The following is a 24,640-nucleotide window of genomic DNA, read 5'->3' as shown; positions in this document are numbered from 1 at the left end:
CCGCCTACCCCCGCAGCACGGTCAACAGCGTCGGGATCGCCTCCGCCTGGAAGTCCACGTCCACGTCGAACTCGTTGATCATCCCTTCCAGCACCAACAGCGACACCAACGGGAACACGAACTCCGGCGCCGCCGAGATCCCCGACCGCCGCTGCGCGTCGAACAGGCGGGTGGCGAACGGCGCGAGGCGGAACCGGCCCGCGGTCTGCCCGTGCGCGGTGGTGACCAGGTCGACCACCGCGCGCCGGAAGCCCTCGACGTCGCTGCCCGGCGGCACGTGCTCGGCACTGCGCAGCACCACCTCCGCGCACTCCTCCGCCCGCCCCAACGCCATGGCCAGGAAGAACTCCGCGAACAACTGCCGCACCGCCGGCTCCAGCCGCACCACGAACCCGGCGTCCAACAGCACCACGTCACCCGCGCGGGTCAAGTAGAGGTTGCCGGGGTGCATGTCGCAGTGCACCTGACCGTCCACGAACAACATCCGGTAGACGCCGTGGAGCACCCGCCGCACGATCTCGCGACGCTCCTCCCTGGTGAAGTCGTGCGGCCCGAACCGGGTCAGCCCCTCGATGAACTCCATGACCAGCGCGCCGTCCCCGCTCGCCTCCGGGATCGGCCGGGGTATGACGAAGTACCGGTTCCCGTCGAGGTTGCGGCGCAGGGCGGCCAGCGCGTCGGCCTCCTGCACCAGGTCCAGCTGGCGGCGCACGGCGAACCCGACCTGGTCGACCATCCGCCGCGCCGGCACCTCGCGCAGCCACGGCAACCGCTCAAGCACTCCCGCGCCCAGGCTGAGCAACGCGAAGTCGGCGTGCATCCGCCGGTCGATACCCGGCCGGCGCAGTTTGACCGCGACCTCGCGCCCGTCCGCCAGCTCGGCCCGGTACACGCACGCGATGCTGCCGCTGGCGCACGGCGTGCGGTCGAACCGCGTGAACGGCCACCGGTCGGGGTACGCACGCGCGAGCGCGTCGGCGGCCTGCGCCCCGGTCATCGGGCGGACGCGGTCGTGCAGCCGCCCCAGGCGGTCGCACCAGGACGGCGGCAACACGTCCTTGCGGGTGCTGAGCAACTGGCCGCCCTTGACGAAGGTCGGCCCGAGCCCGGTCAACAGGCGACCCACGCGACGTGCCACCACCGCGCCGTCACGCCCGCCGCCACGCCGTCGGCCCGGCAACCGCTCGCCCATCCACTCCACCAATCCCGCCGCCGCGTGCCAGGACATCGCGCCCACCCACTGGGCGGACCGCAGGGCGAGGTGGTGCCACCGGACGTCGGGTGTGGCCTGACTGATCGTCACGCTGTCCCCCTTGGCGCAGAACGCTAAGTGAATGGCAAGTCGCATGTAGACCTCGATCCTGCTGCCGACGTCGACAATCCGGCCACCGCCGATCGAGTGAAGCGCAGAATGAGCACATCGAAGAACTATCTCACTTTTAGGTTCTATAGCGTGTTGTCGGTACAACCCACCTGACCCGGAGGGATGCCGCAATGGCTATCGACCTGTGCAACAAGTCCCCTGCCTCCTTGGCGGAGCGCGATCCCGGCGCCTGGAGCAAGGCGGTGCCCGAGGAGCCGGTGCTGCTCGACGACCTGGGCACCGAACAGCGCGACGCGCTGAACTTCGCCTACCGCACCACGTTGAGCAACGTCGACCCGCGGTTCGTCGCGGGTGACCCGGCCGCCTGGGCCAGCGACTTCGGCTACGCGCTCGACCGGGTCGCGATCCGACTGGACAACCGCACCAACGACGAGCTGCGCGAGCAGGCGCTCAACCACCCGGACCCGGCCATGCGCGAGCAGGCCCTGTACGAGTACGCCGACCGCGACCACGGTGACGCGATCGAACTGCTGGAGCAGGCGGCGCTGAACGACGACGACCGCGAGGTCCGGTGGGACGCCCTGTGGGCGATCGAGAAGCTCGGCGGGCCCACGGCCGTCGCGTCGCTGCGCAAGTTCCGGACCGACGCCGACCCGGAGATCGCCGAGTGGGCGAAGCTGTTCGGCAGCGAGCTGCAGAGCGGCGACCCCTCGTTCGACGGGCGCTCGGGCAGGTTCACGCCCGGCCGGACCTTCGACGAGACGATCCACCTGCTCATCCACTGCGACCTGTACGTGCGGCTGGACGACACCAACACCCACTGGGGCAAGATCTCGCTGGCGCCGCAGGGCCTGGCGCGGATCTACGGCCAGGCGCACGCCTGCCCCAACGTGTCCACCCGCGAGAAGCAGCTGGTGATCGCCAAGACGATCTCCGGGTTGCACAAGGACGGTTCGCCGCACTGCGACAACTACCTGTTCCGCGGCTTCACCGACCGCACCCGTCGCGACCGCGGCAACTTCTTCTTCGAGTCGCTGGTGCCCCGGACGTTCTTCAAGTCCGGCCGCGCCGACGACCCGAGCGCGGGCATCCGCCAGGCCAACATCGGGTTCGCCCGCTACGGCACGTGGCACCTCGACCCGAAGTTCCAGATCCGCGAGGAGGCGGCGATCCGCTACGTGCGCGGCCGGTTCCAGGGTTGGGGTTACGTCGACCTGAAGCGCATCGCGGGCAGGTCGCTGGAGGAGGTGCTGACCCCCGGCAACGGCGTGCTGTCCACGCTGCACGACCCGGAGGTCGGCCCGATGACCAACGCGTTCATCCTCGGCACGTTCAAGGGCAAGCTGAACGACTGGGACGGCGACGGCGTCATCGACATGAACTCCCGCGACGTCTACTCCACCGTGGACGGCGAGATCGACTCCGACCAGGACGGTGTCGCCGACCAGCCCGGTCTGACCTGCTGCGACCACACGACGCAACTCGTGTGACGAGTGACGAGCACGGAAAGGGGAAGATGATGACAACGTCCGCGCAGCAGCCGACCGTGGTCTACGGCCGCCCGGTCACCACAGACGGCGTGCCCAACCTGTACGAGGGCACGAACGTCGTGCCGTGGACCCCGCCCGAGCGGGGCATCGACAACCTCGGCATCACCTCGGTCGACACGTTCGCCGTGCCGGGCGTCGGCGAGTACACCGTCGAGTTCGACGGTTACGTCCGCGTGGTGCGGTCGGAGCCGACGTCGAAGGAGTGGGCCAACGCCGAGGTCTACACCAACCTCATCGAGATGAAGATGGTCGGGCGGAGCGAGGAGCTCGGCGAGATCACCGTCACGCTCAACCCGGACGCCCTGTCCACCGGTCAGATCCGCACGCCGTTCGACCCGTACGCGGGCGAAGGTCCGTCGGCCAAGGCGTGCCGGATGGCCGTCGGCGCGATCTTCGACATGCCCAAGCTCGGGATGCGCCTGGTGAACAAGGAGCCGATCATCCTGACGATCGACGACGTGCGGCAGATCCCGCCGGCGGGTTCGCCCGGCAAGGGCCAGATCTACCGCATGCTGCCGCTGCACGACGAGCGCGACCTGCACGGCTCGCCGGTCGCGTACGTGACCAGCCTCCGGTTCCGGATGGGCGGCTACCTGGCCAAGGAAGCCATGTAGTCGACGAACCGGTCGGCAGGCGGACGCGGTGAGGGGTCGGCGGGACACCGGCCTCGCACCGCGTCCGCGCGCCCCGGGTACGGCCGAGGGCCGGCAGCAGGACGGCGGACTCCCCGGGTACGGCCGAGGGCTGGCAACAGCGGGACGGCGGACTCCCTAGGTGCGACCGAGGGCCAGCAGCAGCGGGACGGCGGGGACCACCGGCGGGTCGTACGGGCGGGCGCGGTGCAGCCGGACCTCGAACGGCTCCTCCGCCCGTCCGCCGCGCACCACCACCGGCGCCTCCGCCGAGCCGACGTGCTCCTGCGGATCGGCGCACAGCGCGCGCACGATCGTGGTCCGCTCGGCCAGGCACACCGCGAACGCCTGGTAGTCGCCGTCCTCCTGGACGGCGATGCCGACCCGGCGCCCGTCCTGCTCGGTGAGCGGCAGCACCGTGCACCCGACCGGCCTGCCGGCCGGGATACCCGCCGGGAACAGGCCGGTGACCAGCACGGCGGGGTGCGACGGTCCGCCGAGCACGACACCGCGCACGGCCGCGCGCGGGAACGGCGCGACCCGCGACACGTCCAGCAGGCTGCCGATCCGCCGGCCGCCCACCCGCGCCACCGCACGGCGGTAGGCGCTCGGCGACACCCCGACCAGCCGGCTGAACCGGGTGGTGAACGTGCCGAGGCTGGTGTACCCGACGCGGTCGCGGATCGCCGTCACCGACAGGTCGGTCTCGGTGAGCAGCCGCTTGGCCACGGCCATCCGGACGGCGGTCAGGAACTGCGCCGGCGTGGTGGCCGTGACCTCCCAGAAGGTGCGGCGGAAGTGCGACGGGCTGAGCATCGCGACCGCGGCCAGCTCGGCCAGCGGGTGCGGCGCGCCGGGTTCCTCGCGGATGTGGCGGACCACCCTCGTCACCGCATCGACGTGGAGTTGCGCCACCGGCGAGGGAGCTGTCATGACCACGAAGCGTAGCTATATGAAGTTGTATCTATAAAGTGGGCAACGTGAAAGTAGCAAGACGCGAGAAGAGTGGTGTGGCGGAACGGCCCTAGCATCCGAAGGGGACGAAGGTCACGGACGAGACGGGGTGTGCCATGGCTGAGGCGGGCAGCGTGGAGGCGACGAACAAGGAGTTGTTCCGGCGGTTCGTGGCATCCATGAACGGCGGTGACTTCCAGGCCGTGCTCTCGGTGTGGTCGCCGGACATGGTGCACCACGGGCGGTTCGGCGACTACGGCCGCGACGACGTGGCCCGGTTGATGGGCGGCTTCCGCAAGGCGTTCCCCGACCTCCGGTTCCACATCGAGGACCTCGCCGCCGACGGCGACCTGCTGTTCGCCCGGATGACGGCGACCTGCACGCACAAGGAGGACTTCCAGGGCATCCCGGCCACCGGCAAGCAGGTGCGCGTCCAGGTGATGGGCGAGCTGCGCATCGTGGACGGCCGGATCGTGGAGCACCGCAACGTCATGGACGAGCTGCACTTCCTCAACCAGCTCGGCCTGGTGGACGACGGGCTGCTCACCGCGATCCTGGCCTGACGTGCGCGTCGCGGTGATCGGCGCGGGACCGGCCGGGCTCGCGACCGCCCTGGCCCTGCTCCGCGCGGGCGCGTCGGTGCGCTGCTACGAGCGCTCCCCCGGGATCACCGCCGAGGGCACGGGATTGACGTTGTGGCCCAACGGGTTGGCCGCTCTGGACCGATTCGGTGCCGGTGACGTGGTGCGCTCGTGCGGCCTGCCCGCCGACGGCATCGCGATCCACGCCGCGGACGGGCGGGCGTTGCAGGTCGTCACGTCCGACGCGATGGAGTCCGTCGGCGGCAACGGCACCGCCGTGCACCGGGCCGAACTCGTCCACGCGCTGCACGGCCTGCTGCCGCCGGACACGGTCGACTTCGGGTGGGACTGCGTCGAGGCGCGCACCGACGGAGAACGGGCGACGGCCACGTTCCGCGACGGCAGAACCGTGACCGCCGACCTGGTGGTGGCGGCGGACGGCGTCGGATCGGTGGTGCGTGCGGCGTCCGGTTTGGACGCGGCGCGCCGCAGCGGGTTCAGGGTGTGGCGAGCGGTCGTGGACCACCGGCTGCCGCCGTGCGCCGGCCTGCTCACGATGGGCGGCGACTCGGCCGTCGGCGTCTGGCGGCTGCCCGGCGACCGCGTGTACTGGTTCGCCTCGGCGCCGCACGGCGGCCCCCGACCACCGGAGCACCTCACGAGCTGGCACGACCCGATACCGCGGCTGCTCGCCGCCACGCCCACCGACCGGATCGTGGTCACCGACGTGCGCGACGCGAAGCCGTTGCCCGCGTGGAGCCGCGGCCGGGTGGTGCTCGTCGGCGACGCCGCGCACCCGAGCCTGCCCAACATGGGCCAGGGCACGTCGCAGGCGTTCGAGGACGCGGCGGTGCTGGCCGACCGGGTGATGTCGGGCGTCGAACCGGCCGCCGCGCTCAAGTCCTATCAGGACGGTAGACGGGGCCGCGCGGACGCCGCGACGGCGCAGGCACGCGCGCTCGCGCGAATCGGCGCGTGGCGCAACCCGATCGCGTGCCGGGTGCGCGAGTTCATGATCTCGGCGATGCCGACGGCGGTGCAGTTGCGGCAACTGCGCGCGCTGTTCGCGCCGCCACGCTGACCGGCCCCCGTCGACATCGCAAGCTTCGAGAAGTTACCGCCGGCCACCCGTGCCAGTCTCGGACCATGACGACGACCGGCCAAGTACCCGCCGGCGGAGCGTTCGCCGGTATCCCAGCTCCCCCGTCCTTCGACCTCACCGCACGTGCGGCGGCGTTCACCCCGCTCGGCGGCTCCGCCTTCCCGATGGTGCAGGACCGGTGGGAACGCCTCGTGAGCACCGTGACGATCCCCGAGCCCGCCGACCGGGTGTGGGCCGCGTTGACCGATCCAGACCACCTCCGGGAGTGGTTGGCGGTCGCGCGCGGCTCCTGGGCCGCACGCGGCGGTGAGTCCACCTTGGACTTCGAGGACGGCGAGTTCTTCTACTGCTCCACCAGCCGCAGCACGCCGCCGATCGGCCTGCAACCGGGCGTGCTGGACCACCTGTGGCGCTGGAACGGGATCGGTCCAGCAACCGCCGTCACGTGGACCGTCGCCCCCGGCGCGGACGGCACCGCGGTCACGGTCACCGAGCAGGCGACCAACCCGCCGTCGGACTGGCGGTCGTGGAACGGCATGGGCTGGCCGGGCATCCTCGACCAGCTCGCCACCTACCTGCGCACCGGCTCGAACACCCGGTGGCCGTGGCGGCGGATGGGTCCGTACCTGCAGATACCGCTGCCGATGATGCCGTTCGAGGCCTGGGAGCTGCTGACCAGCCCGGGCGCGGTGAAGCACTGGCTCCAGCGTTCCGCCGGCTCGTTCGCGCCGGAAGACGAGCTGACGCTGGTGATGGGCGACGCGAGCGGCACGGTGCGGATGCGCGTCACCAGGGTGGTCGACAGCGGTCAGGAGTTCCCCTCCTACCTGCCGCACCTGGAGTTCGAGCTGCGCCGACCGTCGTGGGAGCGGGCGCTGGGCGGCCGGATCTGGATCGAGCCCGCCGGTCTCGGCCAGAGCCTGCTCCAGGTCTTCCACTTCGACTGGGAACGGCTGGACCTGGCCGACCCGGTGACCGAGCGCAGGCTGCTCACCAACTTCTGGATCAACGCGGCCGGCCGGGCGCAGATGCTGTGCGGGCCGAGGCAGGGGCCGGTCGGGCCGCACGGCTGGTCCGTCGGCGGCGGGCAGGCCGAGCAGCACGCCGAGCCGGCCTTCGACTTCGCCGCGGCGGCGGGGTTCGCCGGTCGGGTGATGGACGACCTCGGCGGCGCGATGACCGGGCTGCTCGGCGCGCTGGGCGTGCGGCTGGGGTTGTTCGGCGCCCTGGCCGGCGGCCCGGCGACGGCCGAGGAGCTCGCGGCGCGCACGGAGCTGTCCGAGCGGTACGTGCGCGAGTGGTCCTGGGGCATGGCGAACGCGGGCTACCTGGAGGTCGACGACGCGGACGGCCGGTTCCGGCTGCCCGCCGCGCACGCCGCGGTGCTGGCGTTCGAGAGCTCGCCCTTCCACCTCGGCGCGGGCTACGAGCTGCTCACGCCGATGGCCCGGATGGTCGAGGACGTCGCGGAGGCGTTCCGCACGGGTGAGGGCATCGCGCACGAGCGGTACCCGGACTCGTTGTCCGCCGCCATGGAACGGATGAGCGCGACCTGGTTGGACGGTCAGCTGGTCGACGCCTGGCTGCCCGCGGTGGACGGCGTGGTGGCCCGGCTCGACCGGGGTGGCGCGGCGGCCGACGTCGGCAGTGGCGGCGGTCGGGCGTTGATCGCGTTGGCGCGGAGGTTCGAGCACGCGCGGTTCGTCGGCTTCGACCTGCACGCGCCCAACGTGAAGCGGGCGGCGCAGGCCGCCGAGCAGGCCGGTGTCGGCGAGCGCGTGCGGTTCGAGAACGTCGACGCGGTGACCGGGCTGTCCGGCCCGCTCGACCTGGTGACGATGTTCGACGTGCTGCACGACGCGCCGGACCCGGCGGCGCTGCTGCGCGCCGCGCACGAGGCGTTGGCGCCCTCGGGCGGTGTGCTGCTGGTGCTGGAGAGCCGTGCCGCCGCCGACCCCCGCGACAACGCCGGTCCACTCGGGACGATCCTGGCCGCGACCAGCACGCTGTACTGCGTGCCGACCGCCTTGGCCGACGGCGGCCCGGCGCTGGGCACGCTCGGCCTGCCCTACCCCAGACTCGCCGAACTCGCGGCCGAGGCGGGATTCCACTCGGTGGTCGAGGTGCCGGTGCGGAGCCCGCAGAACTCGCTGTTCGCGTTGCGCCCCTGAGTCTCCGAGTCTCTGAGCCCGCGCCCGGAGCAGCGTCCTCTGGCGACCGAGCCCGCCCGGCCGACGACCGCCGTCGGTCGGGCCGGTCGCGTTCGGTGGTGATCCGGCCGAGTGCGATGTGCCGATTGTGTGGTTCGGGCTCCCCGACCTGACAGAGTCCGCACTTCGGGCGTAGATTACTTCATAAATATGTTGCGACATTGCGGGGAGGGCGTTGTGAGCGAGTCCGCGGTCCGGGTGCGGACGAGGGTCGAGCGGTCGGTCGAAGCGACCTGGCGCGCCCTCGTCGATCCGCTGGAGGTCACCAGGTGGTTCGGCGAGCTCGACCGGCCGTGGCAGGTCGGCCGGGAGAACCGCGTCGACTTCGGTGACGGCGACTTCTTCACCGCCACGGCGGTCGAGATCGTGGACCGGCGCCGGCTCGACTTCGAGTGGAGCTTCCTCGGCCTGGGGCCGGTCGCGCGGATCCGGTGGTCGGTCACCGTGCTGCCCGACGGCACCGAGGTCGAGGTGGTCGACCGGGAACCGGACCGCACGCCGGCCGAGTTCGACCAGATGGTGGCGGGCTGGACGGACTTCTTCGAGCGGCTGGAGCGCTACCTCAGGACCGGTGAGACCACGCGGTACGGGTGGCGGGAGGACATCGACGGCTCGATCGACCTGCCGCGGGCCGCGTTCCCCGTGCTGGCGGGCGACGAGCTGTACCGGTGGCTGCCCGTCGCGACCGACGGGTTCGAGCCGAGCTGGTTCTTCGTGGTGGACGACGAGGGACCCCGCCGGTTCCGGCTCACCGAGTGGCGGGCCGAACCTGATCGGGTGAACTTCGCGGTCGAGGTGCCAGGCGCGCGGCGGCCCACGTCGTGCACGGTCACCGTCGAGCACCTGGAGCACGCGGACCGGCTCGCGTTCAGCCACTCCGGCTGGGGCGCCACCGGCCTGCCCGACCGGCGCGCGCACGAGCTGCGCCGCCGCTTCGCCGCGTCCTGGACCGCCGCGCTCCGGAAGGCGGGCGACATCGCCCGGAACGGGCATGGCTGACCGCACAGCCGAGGTGCGCGGATCCTCCGCTCCTGGCGACCGGTCCACCCAAGACAACCCTTCGGCCCACGGCCACCACTCCGCTCACGGCAACCATTCCACCCGGGACAGCCACGCCACCCACGGCAGCTACTCCACCCGCGACCATTCCACTCGGGACGGCCACGCGCGCGACAGCCACTCCGCGCGGGAGGGCCATCCCACCCGTCCCGACACGGCCGGCGCCGACCGCACCGCCATCGACCAGACCGCCGCCGTGCTGCGCTCGATCCGGTCCATCGCCGACAACGTCGGCGCCGGGCACTCGCTGCGGGCGCTCGCCCGGGAGGCGCGGTTCAGCCCGTTCCACTTCCACCGGGTGTTCCGGGAGCTCACCTCGGCGACGCCGGCGCAGTTCCTGGCGGCGGCGCGGATGCTGGAGGCCAAGCGGCTGCTCGCGAACACCTCCCTCAGCGTCACCGAGATCTGCATGAGGGTCGGCTACACCAGCCTCGGCACGTTCACCACGCAGTTCACCCGGCTCGTCGGCGTGTCACCGCGCCGGTTCCGCAAGGTCTTCGCGAAGTTCGCGGACCAGTCGTTCGCCGCCCTGGTCGAGGAGATCCGACCGGTGGTGGCGGTGCCCGCCCACGTCCAGGTGACCGGCGTGGTGACCGGCGGATCACCGGCCGCGCCGGTCGTGACCGGCCTGTTCCGCTCCGGCGTGCCGCAGGAGCGGCCCGCCGCGTGCGCGATCATGGCGGCGCCCGGGGTGGCCGAGTTCGGCGGCCTCGACGACGGCGACTACCACCCGCTGGCGATGAGCTTCCACCCGCTGGCCACGGTCGCCGAGGCGTTGCTGGCCGACCGGCCCGACCGCTGCTACGTCGGCGCCAGTCGAACCCCGGTGGTCGTGCGCGACGGCGAGAACGCCGACACCGAGCCGTTCCACCTGGCGCTGGGCGCCCGCCGCGCGACCGATCCACCGCTGGTGCTCGCCCTGCCGCTGCTGATCGCCGCCGAGCTCCGGGCGACCGACCGCGGTTGACCTGGAGAAATGGGTGCCGCGGGACGGGTCAGCGGAACGAGTCGACGTTCTTGCGCGCCCACTGCTCGAACGACGTGGCGGGGTTGCCGGTGATCTCCTCCACCGACCGGTGCACCACGCCGTGGACACCGCTCTCGTCCGCCATGTGCCGCATGATCCCGGTGACCATGCCCTCCGGGTAACCCTCGTTCAGCCACTCGGCCTTCGCCACGTCCGGCGGGACGTTGATGGTCTTGAGCTCGCGCCCGAGGACGCCGGCCAGCACGGCCACCTGGTCCTCGATGCTGAGCGCCTCCGGACCGGACAGCGGGTAGGCCTTGCCCTCGTGCCCGGAGGACCGCAGCACGGTCACCGCCGTCGCCGCGATGTCCTCGGGGTCGATCGGCGCCTGCTTCACGTGCGCGAACGGCTCCCGCACGAAACCCTCGGTCTTGACCGTCTCGGCCCACGACAACGCGTTCGTCATGAACTGGCCGGGCCGCAGGAACGTCCACGGGATGCCCGAGTCGCGCACGGCCTGCTCGCCGTCGCGGTGGAAGCTGGTGTGCGCGTCCACGGCACCGTCGTCCTGCGTCGCGATCACCGACAGCCGCACGAGGTGCTTCACGCTGCCGCCCCGCGCCGCCTGCAACAGGTTCCGGTCGTAGGTCCGGGTTTCCGGGGCGCCGAAGGTCGGCAGGATCACGCACAGGCGCTCGGCACCGTCCACGGCGGGCTTCAGGGTCTCCGGGTCGGCCAGGTCGCCCTCCACCAACTCGACCTCCTCCGGCAGCCGCGCCTTCTTCGGGTCGCGCGTGAGCGCCCTCACCTGCTCGCCCGCCGCGACGAGTTGGGCCACCACGTGGCTGCCCACCGGTCCGGTGGCGCCCGTCACCAAGATCATGTCGTCCTCCTATCGCAAACAAACACGGCGAGTTCGCACGCCCTACGGAGCGCCGAGCGTAGTGACGCTTATGGACTGAGAGTTCTTCCAGATTGCTATTTGGGTTCCCGACGGCGTTTCACACTGTGCCGTTGTGACCCTTGTGGCATCCTGTACGCGAGTGGCGGCCGAATCGCGCCACGATTGTTCGGCGACCATTCGGACAGGTCACGGGTCCTCGCATCGGTGTGAATGGAGCGCGAAGCAGCATGCGGATGAACGTTGCGCAGATCGGCGTGTACGTCAGCGACCAGGACGCGGCACTGCGGTTCTACACGGAGCAGCTCGGCTTCGAGGTCCGTGACCTGCAGGAAGGCGGCGACTTCAAGTGGATCGAGGTGGCTCCGCCGGGTGCCACCACCACGCTGTCGCTGGCCACCGCCGACTTCCCGGTCGGTGACGCGTCGAAGGTGGGGCGCTACACCGACATCGCCTTTGAGACCGACGACATCCAGGAGTTGCACAAGACCTACCGCGAACGCGGCGTGCGGTTCACCAAGGAGCCCGAGCTGCAACCGTACGGCAAGTGGTTCGCCGCATTCCTCGATCAAGACGACAACGAGTTCTTCGTGTTCCAGCGCGCCTAGCCCGAGATGTCATAGAGCAATGTGAAAGAAGAAGGTGGTCGGTCCGCGTTCATAGGCTCGGTGGTCACCACCCGCGCGGGAAGGACCGAGCATGACGCGGACGACCACCGACATCGAAGAGCGCAACATGGACCTGGTGCGCGAATTCCAGGTCAAGTGCATGCACGCCCAGCGCATCGACCTCATGGGCGACTACGTGTCGCCGGACTTGAAGATCCACCTGCCGTCCGGGCTGATCGACCAGGGCGCGGAGAACGCGTTCTCCTGGTTCGCCGAGTGCACCGAGTGGTTCACCAGCACCGGCATCGAGGTCAAGATGATGATCGCCGACGGCGACACGGTGTTCCAATTGATCGAACTGCATTTCGACCACACCGGCGAGTACATGGGCATACCGCCGACGGGCAAGCACCTCGCGGTGCCCGGTCTGGCCGCGTTCAAGGTCCGCGACGGGCGGATCACCGACCACTGGGGCCTGTACGAGATGGACGTGATCCCCCGTCAGCTGGGCCTGCCCGTGACGGGGTCGCCGTGGGACGACTTCGCCGCGCCGGAACCGGAGCGGTTCGTGCCGGCGCAGGCGGACGTGACCGCGTTCTACGACCGGTCCGGACCGCTCATCACCACCCTCGCCGGCCGCAACTCGCACAGCGGTTACTGGACCTCGGCCGACGACGCGAGCTCGATCGCCGAGGCCACGGACGCGTTGACCGACCTGGTCATCGGCAAGCTGGGCGTCAAGGCGGGCGACCGGGTGCTCGACGTCGGTTCCGGGCTCGGCGGGCCGGCCGCCCGGCTCGCCCGCGCCACCGGCGCCCACGTGGTCGGCGTCGAGCACAGCGAGGCGCTGCTGGCGCAGGCGCGGCAGTGGGTCGAGGCCTCCGGGCTCGCCGACCGGGTCGGTTTCGTGCACGGCGACGTGCAGCGGGAGATCCCGGTCGAGCCGGGTTCGTGCGACGCCGCGCTGATCATCGAGACGTTCGTGCACCTGGCCGACCGGCAGGCCGCGCTGCACCGGGTCGCCCGGGCGCTGCGGCCCGGCGGCCGGGTCGTGCTCACCGATTTCTACCAGCGGGAGCCGCTGCGCGGTGAACGCGTGATGATGAACGAGATGTTCCGCCGGGCGATGCTCAACAGCCCGTTCCCCACGCTGGCGGAGCACGTGGAGATGTTCCGCGCCGCGGGTTTGGACCCGGTGGAGATCGTGGACGTGACCGATCACGTGAACCGGTACTACGCGGAGCTCGCGCGGGCGTTGCGGGACAACGCGGCCGATCTCGGCGGCGAGTACGGCGAAGAGGGCATCGCATTCCTGGAATCCGTGTGCCGCAACTGCGTCGCCACCGGCGAGCCGAACTACCTGGTCGTCACCGCCGTGCGCGCGGAGGACCACGACGCGGGCGAAGCGGGCGATCCGGGCCGGTCGTGATCGAAAACCGGCGTAGCAATCAGAGAGAAGTATCGGACGACCGGTTGGGCACACCATTGAGCACGTGAGAAGAAGTCTGCGGTGCAGGAAGAGGTGACCAGCGTGGAGTCAGCGCGCACGGCGCACACCCGGGACGTGGCGACCAGGTTCTTCGAGGCGTGCAACACCCATGACCTCGATCGGATCATGGGGTTCTTCCACCCCGACATCGTGCACCACGCGCGCCTCTCCGATTACCCCAAAGAGGGAATCGCGTTCGTGTACGAGTTGACGTTGCAGGCGTTTCCCGATTTGCGCTGGACGATAGTCGAGATGATCGCCGAGGGCGATCGGGTGGCCACGCTGATCCGGTACGAGGGCACCCACTCGGGTGACTACCTGGGTGTGTCGAACACCGGGAAGAAGGTCGACTTCTTCTCGATCAACATCGCCCGCGTGGTGGGTGACCAGTTCATCGAACACCGCGGCGTACTCGACGAACTGCACCTGCTGACCCAGATCGGCGCGCTGCCCGCGCCCTACCTCGCCCAGATGTCGTGACGAGTGCCGCGGGCACTCGCAATCCGTGAAGAAGGTGTTATCCACGATGACCCCAGTCCTGGCCGTCGAGCAACGGAACACGATCACCGCCGAGGACGTGCGCGGCGTGGTCGAAGACTTCATCCGAGCGGTCAACGACCGCGACCTGGACGCCGCCGTCGACCTGCTGGCCGCCGACGCGGTGCACCGGGGCCGGATCTCGAACTACCGCCCCGAAGGCGTCAAGGTGCTGCTGAACCTCCTCATCGGCGTGCTGCCCGACCTGCGCCTGGACGTGGTCGACATGCGCGTCGAGGGCGACCGGGCGGTGACCCGCGTCGTCGGCACCGGCACGCACACCGGTTCGTACCTGGGCAAGCGGCCGTCGGGCCGGCCGATCGCGTGGGAGTCGGTCGACATCGCCCGCGTGGGCGTGCGCGACGACGGCTCGGTGGCGATCCTCGATCGCTACTGGGACATCTACAGCGACGTCCGCGTGTGGCAGGAGATCGGTTTCATCCCCGCGATCATGTGCTGATCGCGGGCGGGGCGGGCTGACCGGCCCGCCCCGCGCCCGGCGTCACCGCCCGACCGGCGACGAGGAAGGCACCGACACCGATGCGCGCGACCGAGCCGAGGGACGCAGAGCCGAGCGAGGACGACTCCTACCTGCTGTGCGAACGGGTGCTGGTCGCCGTCACGGGATCACCCGCCGCCCTGACCATGCCCCAGACGGTCCTGCTGATGCGCCAGTCGCTGGCGCGCGAGGTGCGGGTGATGATGTCGCGCTCCGCCTGCCGCTTCCTGCCGCCCTACACCATGCGGCTGTTCGCGGGCAGCTGGGTGCACACCGAGACGCACCGGGCGAGCGACGACGCGCTCATCCCGCACCTCGACCTGACCGCGGACATCGACCTGCTGCTGGTGATGCCGGCGACCGCGAACGCGCTCGCCAAGGCGGCGCACGGCATCTGCGACGACCTGGTCTCCACCGCGATCGTCGCGAGCCCCGCGCCGGTGGTCCTGGTGCCCGCCATGAACGAGACCATGTGGCGCAGCGCCGCGGTGCGCCGCAACGTCGAGTCGGCGACGTCACTCGGCTACACCGTCGTCGACCCGACCATCGGCACCCAGCTGTCGGACCTGAACCCGGCCGTGGGTGTCATGCCCCCGCTCGAACACATCCTCGACCAGCTGGTCGCGGTCACGAAGGGCGCACGAGCGGGGCGTGAGCCGGCCGGTCCACTCGCGACGGCCGGCCGGCGTGCCACCGACGAGACGAGACGAGGCGCACGATGACCGCTGACGTGTCAGAACCCGCACAGTTCGACCCCTTCGGCGAGGAGATGACGAAGGACCCGCACTCGTACTACCGCAGGATGCGCGGTCAGTGCCCGGTCTTCGTCAGCGACTCCTCCTCCGACGAGTGGCTGGTGAGCGACGAGGCCGCGAAGGTCTTCGTCGTGACCACCTATGGCGACCTGGTCGACGTGCTCGAACACCCCGACCTCTACCCGTCCGGCAACAAGACCGGCCCGGAGGACCCGATCGAGGTCACGCGGGAGCTGGAGGCGGGCATCCCCAAGGCCAAGACCCTGTACGAGTCCGACCCGCCCGGCCACACCCGGCTGCGCTCGCTGATCCAGCAGGCGTGGTCGCCCGGCCGCATCAAGGACTCCGAGCCGAACATGCGGGCCGTGGCGAACGAGGTGGTCGACGGCTTCCTCGCTGACGGGCGGGCCGACCTGTTCGCCGACTTCTCCGACCGCTACGTCAACCGGGCCATCCTCGACTTCATCGGTGTGCCGCAGGAGGACCACGACAAGATCAAGTACTGGGACGGGTTGTGGGTGAAGGTGTTCATCCCCGGCCACCCGCTGGAGGACCAGGCCGCCGCCGCACGCGAGATCGTCGAGTACCAGCGCTACCTGGAGGCCCTGTTCGAGGACCGCCGGGCGAACCCGCGCGACGACCTGCTGTCCTCGCTCGTGCACGCCAGGACCGAGGACGGCGAGAGCCTCACCATGGGCGAGCTCGTCTGGGGCCTGATGGAGCTGTACGGCGCGGGCTACGGCAACACCACCGAGGCCATGGCCAACCTGGTCAACCTGCTGCTGGAGCAGCGGGAGCTGTGGGAGCGGCTGGTCGGCCGGCCGGACCTGGCCGAGCACGCGGTGGAGGAGGGCCTGCGCATGGACGGCCCGGTGCAGTGGCTGTCGCGCGAGGCGGCCCGGGACACCGAGCTGGCGGGCGTGGCGATCCCCAAGGGCTCCACGGTGATGGTGTCCTACGTGTCCGCCAACCGGGACCCCGCGCACTTCCCCGAGCCGGACCGGTTCGACATCGACCGGCGCGGTGCCACGACCAGCGGCGCGAAGCACGTGGCGCACGGCCGCGGCATCCACTACTGCGTGGGCGCCGGGTGGTCCCGGTCCGCGCTGCGCATCGGTCTGGAGGTGCTGCTGGAGCGCATCCCGTCGCTGCGGCTGGCGCCCGGTTTCACCGCCGAGTACCACCTGCCCGCGCCGATGATCCGGTGCGTCACCGAATTGCGCACGACGTGGGACGTGTGACCGGGGCCGGCCGCCCGTGAAAAAGGTGGCGTGCCCCTCACCGGAAGGGCACGCCACCTTTTCCGTGCCGGTGGTCGCGCACCGGCGGTATCGGGGCGGTCAGCTCGCACCGGGTGCTTCGAGGAGCGCGAACTGGTTCTTGTCGTCGTCGATGAACACCGCCGTCCGACCGAACGGCATCGCCATCGGCGGCTGGGTGAACGTCACACCGCGCGAACTCAACTCGGCGTGCGCCGCCTCGATGTCGGCGGTGACGAACTGCAGGCCGGTGAACTCGCGCATCAGGTCTTCCTGGTACACCGGGTTGTCCTTCGGGAACAACACGATGGAGGTGGGCGCTCCGGCCGGGGCCACCTCGACCCACCGGATGAAGCCGAACGAATCGTCCCGGCGCAGCTCCAGCCCCAGCTTCTTGGTGTAGAAATCGACCGCCCGGTCCTGGTCGGTCACGAAAATGGTCACGCTGCCCAAACCGTCGAGCACGACGACCTCCTCGGCAGAAGAATTCGTGGACTGCTCTCGGGAAAAAGCTACAAGCCATTCCCGGACGGAGTTTCTCCGAGATTGCGGTACGGGCTCGGCCGGGTCGATCGCCGAGCGGTACGCTGCGGGCGGACGCGCCACCGAGAACGCCCTGGCGAGGAGGTCGCGAGTGGGAACGCGGACTGGCGGTGTGGGCCGAAATGCGGCCGACGGTCGAGTCGAGGCGGTCGAACGCGCGGTGCAGCGGATGCGGGAAAACCTCAGCGACCCCCAGGTGCTCACCGATCACGCGCACGCCGGGCTGCTCAGCCCCTTTCACTTCCACCGCGTGTTCCGCGAGGTCACCCTGGCCACGCCGGCGCGCTTCCTGACCGCGTTGCGCATGTCCGAGGCGCAGCGCCTGCTGATCCACTCCGGGCTCCGGGTCAGCGACATCTGCGCCAGCGTGGGCTACCTGAGCTCCGGCACGTTCACCACGCAGTTCACCCGGCTCGTGGGTGTGTCGCCGCGCGAGTTCCGGCTCGTCGTCCAGCGGCACGGCGACCGCTCGCTGGTCGACTGCGTCCCCGGCCTGCCCGACCCGCACGGCCCGGCCGGTGACCACGCGGAGGCCGCCCCGGGCGGTCTCGACGGAGTGGTCGAGAGCGCCGCCGACGGCATCCTGTTCGTCGGTGCGTTCACCAACGGCATACCCCAGGGCACGCCGCTGACGTGCACCGTCACCGCCGGACCCGGCCCGGTGCGGCTGCCGCCCGCGCCCGACGGCGACCACCACGTGCTGTGCGTGCAGTTCACCTCCGGCGTGACGCTCGCCGAGTCCCTCGACCCCCGGCGATCGTGCCGCCTGGTCGGCTCGACGCCGGGCACCGTGCGGGTGCGGTGCGGCCGGGCGGCGCCGTTCCGGATCGTGCTGCGCGAGCCCCGGCCCACCGATCCGCCGGTCGTGCTGGCCCTGCCCGTGCCCGCGCGCCGACCCGCCGCGCGACGCCGGGCCGCGAGCGCCCCGGCGGTCCCGGCGGCCCGTCAACCGGCCGGGTGAGCGGCAGCCGGGTGAGAGCCGGGCGGTCCGCGTTGCCGTCCGTCACCGGCGTCACTAGCGTGGTGATCACCGAAAGGAGAGCACCCCATGGCGAAACGCGGCAAGCGCGAGATCCGCGGCTGGAAAGCCATGATGGACGAGGCCGCCGAGCGCTTGAAGGCGAAAACCGGCGCGTCCTTGGCTGAATGGAACAAGAAGGTGCGCGAGGAGGACCCCTCGGGTGAACCCGCGCTGCGCAAGTGGTTGACCGAACAGGGCGTCGGCGGTTATTCACAGGACCTGCTGGTGTACGAACGGCACGGCTACCCCGAGTTCATGCTCACCGACCCGGCCGAGCTGATCGACGCCCAGTACGCCGATCGGGAACAGCTGCGCCCCATTTGCGACGCCGTGCTCGACGCGGCGTACTCGGTCGGCGACACCGTCGTGCAGGCCCGCAAGACCTACGTCTCGCTCGTCTCGCCGAAACGCACTTTCGCCATCGTGAAAGCGACCACGAAGAGCCGGGTGGACGTCGGGCTGCACCTTCCGGGGCGCACGCCGGGCGGCCGACTGCTGTCGGCGAAGAGCCTCGACAAGGGCAACGTGCGCATCGCGCTGGAGTCACCGGACGAGGTGGACGCCGAATTCAAGCGGCTGCTCAAGGAGTGCTACCGCGAGAACAGCTGATCCACCCGGGGCACGCGCGGTCACCGCAATCTCGGAGAAGAAGCCCGGCCGGCACCGCCGATAGCGTTCGGCTGTCCGGCGACGGAGGTTTCCATGACCGAGACGACACTCGCGGAACTGCCGACCCCACCGATGATCAAAGGCTTGCCGCTGCTCGGCAGCCTGCTTGAGTGGAAGCGCGACCACCTCGGTGTTTTCCTGCGCGGGTACCGTGAATTCGGCCCGGTGTTCGGCATCCGGCTCGGCCCGCACCGCGGTGTGGTCCTGATCGGGCCGGAGCACCACGACTTCTACTTCAAGCAGGTCGACCGGACGCTGTCGGTGCCGGAGCTGTACCGGTTCGTGGTGCCCATGTTCGGCGACGTGATGATGGCGTCGACCGACGGTGACCGGCGCAGGCGGCACGTGTCGCTGTTGCAGTCGGCGTTCCAGGGCGGGCGGTTGCGGCACTACACCGACGTCATGTCCGCCGAGGTCGACGCGTGGCTGGACGGGCTCGGCGACCGGGGCGAGTTCGAGCTGTGGGACACGTTCGAGCCGCTGGTGATGCGGATCGCCGCCGCCGCGCTCATGGGGCCGGAGATCCACGCGCGGGTGGACGAGTTCCGGCCGCTGCTGGTCGACCTCGCCCGCGGCATGGAGTTCATCCTGCCGCCCAACCTGCCGCTGCCGAAGTTCCACCGCCGCGACCGGGCGAAGCGACTGCTCACCGAGATGCTCAGGCCGGTGCTGGCGGAGCGGCGGCGCCACCCCGGGCGGTACGACGACTTCCTCCAGACCCTGGTGGACGACCCGGACCTGCGCGCGGAGGGCGGCGAGGCGCAGGTCGGCATGGCGTTGTGCACCATCTTCACCGGGTACATCACCACCGCCGCCCAGGCCGCCTGGACGTTGGTCGACCTGCTGCGCCACCCCGTCCACCGGGACTCGGTCGTGTCCGAGCTGAAGGCCGGCGGCGGGCGCGGACCCGGGCCGCTGGACCGGGCGTTCAAGGAGTCCGTGCGGCTGCACCCGGTCATGAGCCACTACGCCCGGACCAACACCGTGGACTACGAGGTCGGCGGCTACCGGGCGCCGCGCGGCTGGCAGACGATCCTGTGCCCCGGCGTCTCGCACCGGCTGCCCGAGGTGTTCACCGACCCCGAGCGCTACGACCCGGACCGGTTCGCGCCCGACCGCGCCGAGGACAAGCGCCACCCGCACGCGATGATCGGGTTCAGCGGCGGCTTCTACCGCTGCCCCGGGCAGGCGTTCGGCACCAACGAGGTCAAGGTGCTCCTCGGCGCGCTGCTGCGGGAGTACGACCTCGACCCGCTGCCCCGCACGCCGCGCCCCGACTTCGACCTCGGCGTGACCAAACCCGCGTCGCCCTGCGTGATCCGCTACCGCCGCCGGCGATGACCTCGTCCAGGAGGGTTTCCCGTGACCGATGACAACCCGCGCGTGTCCGCGCCGCGCCTGGTCGCCCGCTCCGCGCGGATCTTCGCGACGGTCCTGTGCGCCGCGCTGCTCGCGGTGCCGATCGTCCTGTCCGGACTCGTCACCGGCGGCCGGGCGGGCATGCGCCGCAACGGCTACCGCCTGCTGGTGCGCACGCTGCAAGCGCTCGGACCCACGTTCGTGAAGTTCGGCCAGATCTCCAGCACCCGCCGCGACACGATGCCCGCCGAGCTGTGCGAGGAGATGGGACGGCTGCACGACCGGGTCCGCCCGCTGTCGCCGCGCCGGTCCCGCCGGGTGCTCCGGGACGCGGGCGTCGCGGCGTTGGCCGAGGTGGACACCACGCCACTGGCCAGTGGCAGCATCGCGTCGGTGTACCGGGGCTCGCTGCACGACGGCACGCCGGTCGCGGTGAAGGTGAAGCGGCCGGGCATCGACGCGGTGATGCGCGCCGACCTGGCGCTGCTGCGAGGCGTGGTCCGCCTCGCGCAGAAAGCGCCGAAGCTGCGCGGCATGCCGCTCGCGGACCTGGTCGGCTACATGAGCCGGGCGATCCTCGGCCAACTCGACTTCCGGCAGGAGGCGGCCAACGCGCGGACTCTGCGCGAGTGCCTGGCAGGCGTGCCGGAGATCGTGGTGCCGTCCGTCCACCACGAACTGTCCACGACGGACTGCCTGGTGTTCGAGTACGTGCCCGACCTCGACGCGAACACCCCCGCGCAACTGCCGCACGACACGCGGGTGCGGCTGGCCGGCCGGACGCTCACGGCGGTGCGCCAGATGTTCTTCACGCACGGCTTCGTGCACTGCGACCTGCACCCCGGCAACATCTACCTGACCCGGGACGAACGGGTCGTCGTGCTCGACGCCGGGTACTGCGTGCGGCTGCCCGACCGGGTGCGCGACCTGATCGGCGAGTTCTTCATGCGGCTGGTGTTCGGCGACGGCCGCCGGTGCGGCGAGATCGTGCTGGAGAGCGCGGTGGACACCTCGTCGGTCGACCGGGAGGCGTTCATCCAGGACATGGCCGACGTGGTCGCCGAGTTCGCCGGACCGGGCAACCGGCTGGACATGGCGGAGTTCGGCAACGCGGTGTTCGCGGTGCAGCAGCGGCACGGCATCTACGCCGCGTCGGACTTCGCGTTCCCGCTCATGTCGCTCAACGTGCTGGACGGCACGGTGCGGCGGTTCTCGGAGGAGGTGGACCTCCAGGAGGTCGGCCGGTCATCGACGCCGCCGCGCGCCGCCTGACCCGCCGTCCTCGTCCTCTTCCTCGGCCGCGTGTCCGGTCAACGTCAGGAACACGTCGTCGAGCGTGGGGCGGCGAAGGCCGATGTCGAGCACGTGCACCGACTCCGCGTCGAGCAGCCGGACCGCCTCGACCAGCACCTCCGCCCCACCGCTGACCGGGACCGTCAACCGCCGCGCCCGCTCGTCCACCACCGGCTCGCCGAGCGCGACCGGCACGAGGGCGGAGCGGGCGGTGGCCGTGTCGGCCGACGAGCCGACGGTGAGCTCCAGTCGTTCGCCGCCGACCTGGTCCTTCAACTCGTTCGCGGTGCCCAGGGCGATGACCCGGCCGTGGTCGATCACCGCGATCCGGTCCGCCAGCCGGTCGGCCTCCTCCAGGTACTGCGTGGTCAGCAGCAACGTCGTGCCACCCGCGACCAGCTCACCGATCACGTCCCACATCCCCAACCGGCTGCGCGGGTCCAACCCCGTGGTCGGCTCGTCCAGGAACAACACCCGCGGCTTCGCCACCAACGCCCCCGCCAGGTCCAACCGACGACGCATACCCCCCGAGTAACCCTTCACCGACCGGTCCGCCGCCTCCACCAGGTCGAACCGCTCCAACAACTCGTGCGCCCGCTCCCGACTCCGCTTCCTGCCCAGGTGGTACAACCGACCCACCATGTCCAGGTTCTCGAACCCCGTCAGGTTCTCGTCCACCGCCGCGTACTGACCGGACAACCCGATCCGACGACGCAGCTCCTTGGCATCGGCCACCACGTCCAACCCGGTGACCGTCGCCCGGCCGCGGTCCGGTTCGAGGAGCGTGCTCAGCACCCGCACGGCGGTCGTCTTGCCCGCGCCGTTGGGCCCGAGCAGGCCCATCACGGTGCCCTCGGCCACGGTCAGGTCGAAGCCGTCGAGGGCGACGACCTTCCCGTAGCGCTTGACGAGCCCTTCCACGACGATCGCGTCGGCCACGAAACCCAGTATGGTGCCGATCCCGGCGGCTGTGATCCCCCGCCGGGCTGACGCGTCAGGCCAGTTCCATGATCCGGGCCGCCACCTCGGCGGGTGCTTCCAGCGGCAGCATGTGACCCGCGTCCTCGACCACCACCGACTCCCCGCCCACCGCGGCGGCCAGCGCCTTGGCGTTGGACTCGGGCACGAGCCGGTCCTCGTCGCCCACCACGGCGATCACCGGGCGTTCGCCCGCGACGGTGAGCGCGGCCTCGCGGTCGTACCGGTCGACCGCCGGCCGGAACAACGCGATGGTCTCCGGCCAGTGCGACCACACCATGTCGGCGGTGAGGTCCACGTCCTCCTTGCGCGGCTCGTCGCCGAACAGCCACCAGCGCAACCCGGCCGTCTTGGCGGGTTCGATCTTCTCCCGCACCGCGCGCACGATCGGCCCGAACGCGCGTTCCAGCTCGCGGACCAGCTTGCCCAACGCCTTGGGCCAGGCCAACGACGTCTCCGCCAGCCCGGTGGCGGCGGTCGAGACGAACACCACGCCCGCCACCCGCTGCCGGTACAGGCGGGGACGGCGTTCGGCCATCGCCATCGCGGCCATGCCGCCCATCGAGTGACCCGCGATCACCACCCGCCCGGCGGGCACCAGCCGTTCGACCAGCTCGCCGAGGTCGTCGCCCAACTGCTCGATCGACGCGGTCTCCTTGTCGGCGGGCGACGACGCGCCGTGACCGCGGTGGTCATAGGCGATCACCTGCACGGTCGCGGGCAGCACCGCCACCACCCGGTGCCAGCTGCGTTGGTCCAGCGCGTAGCCGTGGGCGAGCACCACGGTCACCTCGGCGTCGGGCGGGCCGCTGCGTGCCACGTTCAGCTCCGTGCCGTCCTCCAGCCGCAACCGTTCGGTCGCCATGGCCGCTGCCCCTTCCGTCGTCGGACGTCTACTTGACCAACGAGTAACAAGGGCGGACGTCACGCGCCGCGCCGATCACCGCGACCAGTCGGGCAGGCGGAGCAGCCGCAGCCGCCGGTCGAGGAGCGCGGCGAAGTCGTGCGGGTGGCCGACGACCAGTTCGACGTCCCGGCCGTCGGCGCGCACCACGACCACCTCGCCTCCCGGCACGGCGCGCGTCTCGGCCACCCACACGTCGGTGACCCGGCGCAGCGGCAGCTCGCCGCCGGAGAGGTCCGGGGTGGACGGTCCGGTGGCCACGTGCCAGCGCACCAGCTCGCCGTCGAGGGTGGCGTGGGCGGGCACGGGGTGGCCGGTGGCGTTGCGCACCTGGCGCGACTCGCTGCGCACGCCGAGCGTCGTCCCGGCGATCGCGCCGCCGGCCACGTCCAGCAGCACGCCCTTGGCCTTGGTCACCAGCACGGCCGCGACCGCGGTGGCGATCACGGTCGGCAGGGCGAGCACCAGGTTCCAGGTGAGCAGGCCGACGCCGAGCGCCTGCGCCACGCCGGCGTACGCGACGAGCCCTGCCCACCAACCGGGCCGGTGCAGGTAGACCCGCCGGACCAGGAACGACATCGGTGCAGCCGTACCGACCAGCAGCAGGAACCACCCCGGCAGGACGGTGCCGGACCACGGGGCGAGGAGTGCGACCGCCAGGCTGACGAGCGGTGGCCCGAGGAACCCGAGCCACACCGACGGCCGCACCCTCGACCAGCGTCGCTCGAACTCGGCGCGCACCGAACTGTGCACGCCGAACGGCAGCCGCACCCCGCACCACCTCCGGAGATCAGCGTAACGTCACCATTCCCACCACACCCGGTGACGATCCGCCGCCCAGCCCTCACCTCCAGCCCACGCGGTCCCAGGGTGTTGTTCGATCGTCAGCACTCGAACCAGTAGCCGTCCCAACGCGGAATGACGTATTCCTGACACCAGAACTTGTCGCTGGATACCGTGTAGACCACGACTCTCCGGAACTTGATGTCCGGGTCCGGGTTCTCCAGGAACCGGAGGTAGGCGATGGAGTCGGCATAACCGCCGCCGGGCATCCGATGCCAACCGTCCGAGTTGGGCCAGGCGTGCCAGATCGTGCGGTCGGTGGCGATGCCGAAGCACTCGTCACTGGTGCTCGCCCAGTTCACGACGATGACATTGGTGCCGACCTTGAACGTACCGGTGTAGCCGTAACAGGTGACCCTGCCATTGGCGGGCACCGCGGTCACGCGATCGATGTCCGCAGGCCCGACCGCCGCCGCCCGGGTCTGCGCCGACGCCTGCCCGGCGCTGAGCAGGCTCCCCAGCAGAGTGCTGACAAGCGCCATTAGCAGCACCACCACGGTGCGCGATTGTGATCTCACATTTCCCCCTTGGAGTGGTCCCCCGAATCAGACCAACGGACGGATGTTATCGTTCCGTTACCGAGGGAGGCACGACCGAACGGGT

At 70.9% G+C, this 24,640-nt stretch carries 25 protein-coding genes; 17 read left to right on the top strand and 8 right to left on the bottom strand.

Features of this window, described 5'->3' with window-relative positions; all coding sequences use genetic code 11:
• Nucleotides 1–4: 4 nt before the first annotated feature.
• Nucleotides 5–1,303: an ABC1 kinase family protein gene (locus ACYVLT_RS07730; protein ID WP_461119429.1), complete on the bottom strand. Its 1,299-nt coding sequence runs from the start codon at nucleotides 1,301–1,303 to the stop codon at nucleotides 5–7.
• A 191-nt stretch (nucleotides 1,304–1,494) separates the two neighbouring features.
• On the opposite strand from ACYVLT_RS07730, the gene ACYVLT_RS07725 reads away from it, so the two are divergent.
• Together ACYVLT_RS07725 and ACYVLT_RS07720 are read left to right on the top strand one after the other, a co-directional pair.
• Nucleotides 1,495–2,814 carry a HEAT repeat domain-containing protein gene (locus tag ACYVLT_RS07725; RefSeq protein ID WP_461119428.1) on the top strand — a complete coding sequence of 440 codons (1,320 nt, stop codon included), beginning with the start codon at nucleotides 1,495–1,497 and terminating at the stop codon, nucleotides 2,812–2,814.
• Between the two features lie 26 nt (nucleotides 2,815–2,840).
• A complete protein-coding gene (locus ACYVLT_RS07720) occupies nucleotides 2,841–3,488 on the top strand; it encodes a DUF6073 family protein (protein ID WP_461119427.1) in 648 nt (215 codons plus the stop codon).
• Between the two features lie 156 nt (nucleotides 3,489–3,644).
• Here ACYVLT_RS07720 and ACYVLT_RS07715 read toward each other — a convergent pair whose 3' ends face one another.
• On the bottom strand, nucleotides 3,645–4,439 hold the full coding sequence (locus tag ACYVLT_RS07715; RefSeq protein ID WP_461119426.1) for a helix-turn-helix domain-containing protein: 795 nt from the start codon (nucleotides 4,437–4,439) through the stop codon (nucleotides 3,645–3,647).
• A 137-nt stretch (nucleotides 4,440–4,576) separates the two neighbouring features.
• Between ACYVLT_RS07715 and ACYVLT_RS07710 the strand changes: the two genes are divergently transcribed.
• The 5 genes from ACYVLT_RS07710 (at nucleotide 4,577) to ACYVLT_RS07690 (ending at nucleotide 10,379) form a co-directional block, all read left to right on the top strand.
• The gene (locus ACYVLT_RS07710; protein ID WP_461119425.1) at nucleotides 4,577–5,023 is read left to right on the top strand and encodes an ester cyclase; all 447 of its coding nucleotides are present in this window, start codon (nucleotides 4,577–4,579) and stop codon (nucleotides 5,021–5,023) included.
• A gap of 1 nt (nucleotide 5,024) precedes the next feature.
• Nucleotides 5,025–6,122: an FAD-dependent monooxygenase gene (locus ACYVLT_RS07705; RefSeq protein WP_461119424.1), complete on the top strand. Its 1,098-nt coding sequence runs from the start codon at nucleotides 5,025–5,027 to the stop codon at nucleotides 6,120–6,122.
• A gap of 65 nt (nucleotides 6,123–6,187) precedes the next feature.
• A complete protein-coding gene (locus ACYVLT_RS07700) occupies nucleotides 6,188–8,314 on the top strand; it encodes a methyltransferase (protein ID WP_461119423.1) in 2,127 nt (708 codons plus the stop codon).
• A gap of 216 nt (nucleotides 8,315–8,530) precedes the next feature.
• A complete protein-coding gene (locus ACYVLT_RS07695; RefSeq protein ID WP_461119422.1) occupies nucleotides 8,531–9,352 on the top strand; it encodes an SRPBCC family protein in 822 nt (273 codons plus the stop codon).
• The gene (locus tag ACYVLT_RS07690) at nucleotides 9,345–10,379 is read left to right on the top strand and encodes a helix-turn-helix transcriptional regulator (protein ID WP_461119421.1); all 1,035 of its coding nucleotides are present in this window, start codon (nucleotides 9,345–9,347) and stop codon (nucleotides 10,377–10,379) included. Before ACYVLT_RS07695 ends, ACYVLT_RS07690 begins: the two co-directional genes overlap by 8 nt.
• A gap of 28 nt (nucleotides 10,380–10,407) precedes the next feature.
• Here the strand turns inward: ACYVLT_RS07690 and ACYVLT_RS07685 are convergent, their stop codons facing one another.
• Nucleotides 10,408–11,262 (bottom strand): NAD(P)H-binding protein, encoded by an 855-nt coding sequence (locus ACYVLT_RS07685; protein ID WP_461119420.1) that lies wholly within the window; start codon nucleotides 11,260–11,262, stop codon nucleotides 10,408–10,410.
• Nucleotides 11,263–11,510: 248 nt separating this feature from the next.
• Here ACYVLT_RS07685 and ACYVLT_RS07680 point away from each other — a divergent pair, with 248 nt between their 5' ends.
• The 6 genes from ACYVLT_RS07680 (at nucleotide 11,511) to ACYVLT_RS07655 (ending at nucleotide 16,409) form a co-directional block, all read left to right on the top strand.
• A complete protein-coding gene (locus ACYVLT_RS07680) occupies nucleotides 11,511–11,888 on the top strand; it encodes a VOC family protein (protein ID WP_461119419.1) in 378 nt (125 codons plus the stop codon).
• Between the two features lie 91 nt (nucleotides 11,889–11,979).
• Nucleotides 11,980–13,317 carry a methyltransferase domain-containing protein gene (locus tag ACYVLT_RS07675; RefSeq protein ID WP_461119418.1) on the top strand — a complete coding sequence of 446 codons (1,338 nt, stop codon included), beginning with the start codon at nucleotides 11,980–11,982 and terminating at the stop codon, nucleotides 13,315–13,317.
• Nucleotides 13,318–13,419: 102 nt separating this feature from the next.
• Nucleotides 13,420–13,857, top strand: a complete 438-nt coding sequence (locus ACYVLT_RS07670; RefSeq protein ID WP_461119417.1) for an ester cyclase — start codon at nucleotides 13,420–13,422, stop codon at nucleotides 13,855–13,857.
• Nucleotides 13,858–13,903: 46 nt separating this feature from the next.
• Nucleotides 13,904–14,374, top strand: a complete 471-nt coding sequence (locus ACYVLT_RS07665; protein ID WP_360455940.1) for an ester cyclase — start codon at nucleotides 13,904–13,906, stop codon at nucleotides 14,372–14,374.
• 80 nt (nucleotides 14,375–14,454) lie between these two features.
• Complete coding sequence (locus ACYVLT_RS07660) at nucleotides 14,455–15,135, top strand: flavoprotein (protein WP_461119416.1); 681 nt, start codon at nucleotides 14,455–14,457, stop codon at nucleotides 15,133–15,135.
• Nucleotides 15,136–15,143: 8 nt separating this feature from the next.
• A complete protein-coding gene (locus ACYVLT_RS07655; RefSeq protein ID WP_461119415.1) occupies nucleotides 15,144–16,409 on the top strand; it encodes a cytochrome P450 in 1,266 nt (421 codons plus the stop codon).
• Nucleotides 16,410–16,508: 99 nt separating this feature from the next.
• On the opposite strand, the gene ACYVLT_RS07650 is transcribed toward ACYVLT_RS07655, so the two are convergent.
• Entirely contained in the window at nucleotides 16,509–17,033 is a 525-nt protein-coding gene (locus ACYVLT_RS07650) for a VOC family protein (RefSeq protein ID WP_461119414.1), read from the bottom strand.
• 106 nt (nucleotides 17,034–17,139) lie between these two features.
• On the opposite strand from ACYVLT_RS07650, the gene ACYVLT_RS07645 reads away from it, so the two are divergent.
• From ACYVLT_RS07645 to ACYVLT_RS07630, 4 genes are all read left to right on the top strand, one after another.
• Nucleotides 17,140–17,931 carry a helix-turn-helix transcriptional regulator gene (locus tag ACYVLT_RS07645; protein ID WP_461119413.1) on the top strand — a complete coding sequence of 264 codons (792 nt, stop codon included), beginning with the start codon at nucleotides 17,140–17,142 and terminating at the stop codon, nucleotides 17,929–17,931.
• 87 nt (nucleotides 17,932–18,018) lie between these two features.
• Nucleotides 18,019–18,600 carry a DUF5655 domain-containing protein gene (locus ACYVLT_RS07640; RefSeq protein ID WP_461119412.1) on the top strand — a complete coding sequence of 194 codons (582 nt, stop codon included), beginning with the start codon at nucleotides 18,019–18,021 and terminating at the stop codon, nucleotides 18,598–18,600.
• Nucleotides 18,601–18,693: 93 nt separating this feature from the next.
• Nucleotides 18,694–20,001: a cytochrome P450 gene (locus ACYVLT_RS07635; protein ID WP_461119411.1), complete on the top strand. Its 1,308-nt coding sequence runs from the start codon at nucleotides 18,694–18,696 to the stop codon at nucleotides 19,999–20,001.
• 21 nt (nucleotides 20,002–20,022) lie between these two features.
• On the top strand, nucleotides 20,023–21,291 hold the full coding sequence (locus ACYVLT_RS07630; protein WP_461119410.1) for an ABC1 kinase family protein: 1,269 nt from the start codon (nucleotides 20,023–20,025) through the stop codon (nucleotides 21,289–21,291).
• On the opposite strand, the gene ACYVLT_RS07625 is transcribed toward ACYVLT_RS07630, so the two are convergent.
• The 4 genes from ACYVLT_RS07625 to ACYVLT_RS07610 form a co-directional block, all read right to left on the bottom strand.
• Nucleotides 21,265–22,251, bottom strand: coding sequence for an ATP-binding cassette domain-containing protein (locus ACYVLT_RS07625; RefSeq protein ID WP_461119409.1), 987 nt, complete (start codon nucleotides 22,249–22,251; stop codon nucleotides 21,265–21,267). The genes ACYVLT_RS07630 and ACYVLT_RS07625 overlap by 27 nt on opposite strands.
• A 55-nt stretch (nucleotides 22,252–22,306) precedes the next feature.
• Nucleotides 22,307–23,155: an alpha/beta fold hydrolase gene (locus tag ACYVLT_RS07620; RefSeq protein ID WP_461119408.1), complete on the bottom strand. Its 849-nt coding sequence runs from the start codon at nucleotides 23,153–23,155 to the stop codon at nucleotides 22,307–22,309.
• A gap of 75 nt (nucleotides 23,156–23,230) precedes the next feature.
• Nucleotides 23,231–23,965, bottom strand: a complete 735-nt coding sequence (locus ACYVLT_RS07615; protein WP_461119407.1) for a hypothetical protein — start codon at nucleotides 23,963–23,965, stop codon at nucleotides 23,231–23,233.
• A 113-nt stretch (nucleotides 23,966–24,078) separates the two neighbouring features.
• Nucleotides 24,079–24,534 carry a hypothetical protein gene (locus ACYVLT_RS07610; RefSeq protein ID WP_461119406.1) on the bottom strand — a complete coding sequence of 152 codons (456 nt, stop codon included), beginning with the start codon at nucleotides 24,532–24,534 and terminating at the stop codon, nucleotides 24,079–24,081.
• Nucleotides 24,535–24,640: the final 106 nt, after the last annotated feature.

It is taken from the genome of Saccharothrix stipae (assembly GCF_054781895.1).
Note: the sequence above shows the minus strand (reverse complement) of the source record. Positions and strands in the feature narration are given on the sequence as shown.

Bases quoted from the DNA above. Each gene is read 5' to 3' on its own strand.
- ACYVLT_RS07720 (WP_461119427.1), top strand. From the start codon at position 2,841: ATGATGACAACGTCCGCGCAGCAGCCGACCGTGGTCTACGGCCGCCCG.
- ACYVLT_RS07665 (WP_360455940.1), top strand. From the start codon at position 13,904: ATGACCCCAGTCCTGGCCGTCGAGCAACGGAACACGATCACCGCCGAG.
- ACYVLT_RS07725 (WP_461119428.1), top strand. From the start codon at position 1,495: ATGGCTATCGACCTGTGCAACAAGTCCCCTGCCTCCTTGGCGGAGCGC.
- ACYVLT_RS07640 (WP_461119412.1), top strand. From the start codon at position 18,019: ATGGCGAAACGCGGCAAGCGCGAGATCCGCGGCTGGAAAGCCATGATG.
- ACYVLT_RS07620 (WP_461119408.1), bottom strand. From the start codon at position 23,155: ATGGCGACCGAACGGTTGCGGCTGGAGGACGGCACGGAGCTGAACGTG.
- ACYVLT_RS07700 (WP_461119423.1), top strand. From the start codon at position 6,188: ATGACGACGACCGGCCAAGTACCCGCCGGCGGAGCGTTCGCCGGTATC.
- ACYVLT_RS07715 (WP_461119426.1), bottom strand. From the start codon at position 4,439: ATGACAGCTCCCTCGCCGGTGGCGCAACTCCACGTCGATGCGGTGACG.
- ACYVLT_RS07635 (WP_461119411.1), top strand. From the start codon at position 18,694: ATGACCGAGACGACACTCGCGGAACTGCCGACCCCACCGATGATCAAA.
- ACYVLT_RS07660 (WP_461119416.1), top strand. From the start codon at position 14,455: ATGCGCGCGACCGAGCCGAGGGACGCAGAGCCGAGCGAGGACGACTCC.
- ACYVLT_RS07645 (WP_461119413.1), top strand. From the start codon at position 17,140: ATGCGGGAAAACCTCAGCGACCCCCAGGTGCTCACCGATCACGCGCAC.
- ACYVLT_RS07675 (WP_461119418.1), top strand. From the start codon at position 11,980: ATGACGCGGACGACCACCGACATCGAAGAGCGCAACATGGACCTGGTG.
- ACYVLT_RS07690 (WP_461119421.1), top strand. From the start codon at position 9,345: ATGGCTGACCGCACAGCCGAGGTGCGCGGATCCTCCGCTCCTGGCGAC.
- ACYVLT_RS07680 (WP_461119419.1), top strand. From the start codon at position 11,511: ATGCGGATGAACGTTGCGCAGATCGGCGTGTACGTCAGCGACCAGGAC.
- ACYVLT_RS07710 (WP_461119425.1), top strand. From the start codon at position 4,577: ATGGCTGAGGCGGGCAGCGTGGAGGCGACGAACAAGGAGTTGTTCCGG.
- ACYVLT_RS07685 (WP_461119420.1), bottom strand. From the start codon at position 11,262: ATGATCTTGGTGACGGGCGCCACCGGACCGGTGGGCAGCCACGTGGTG.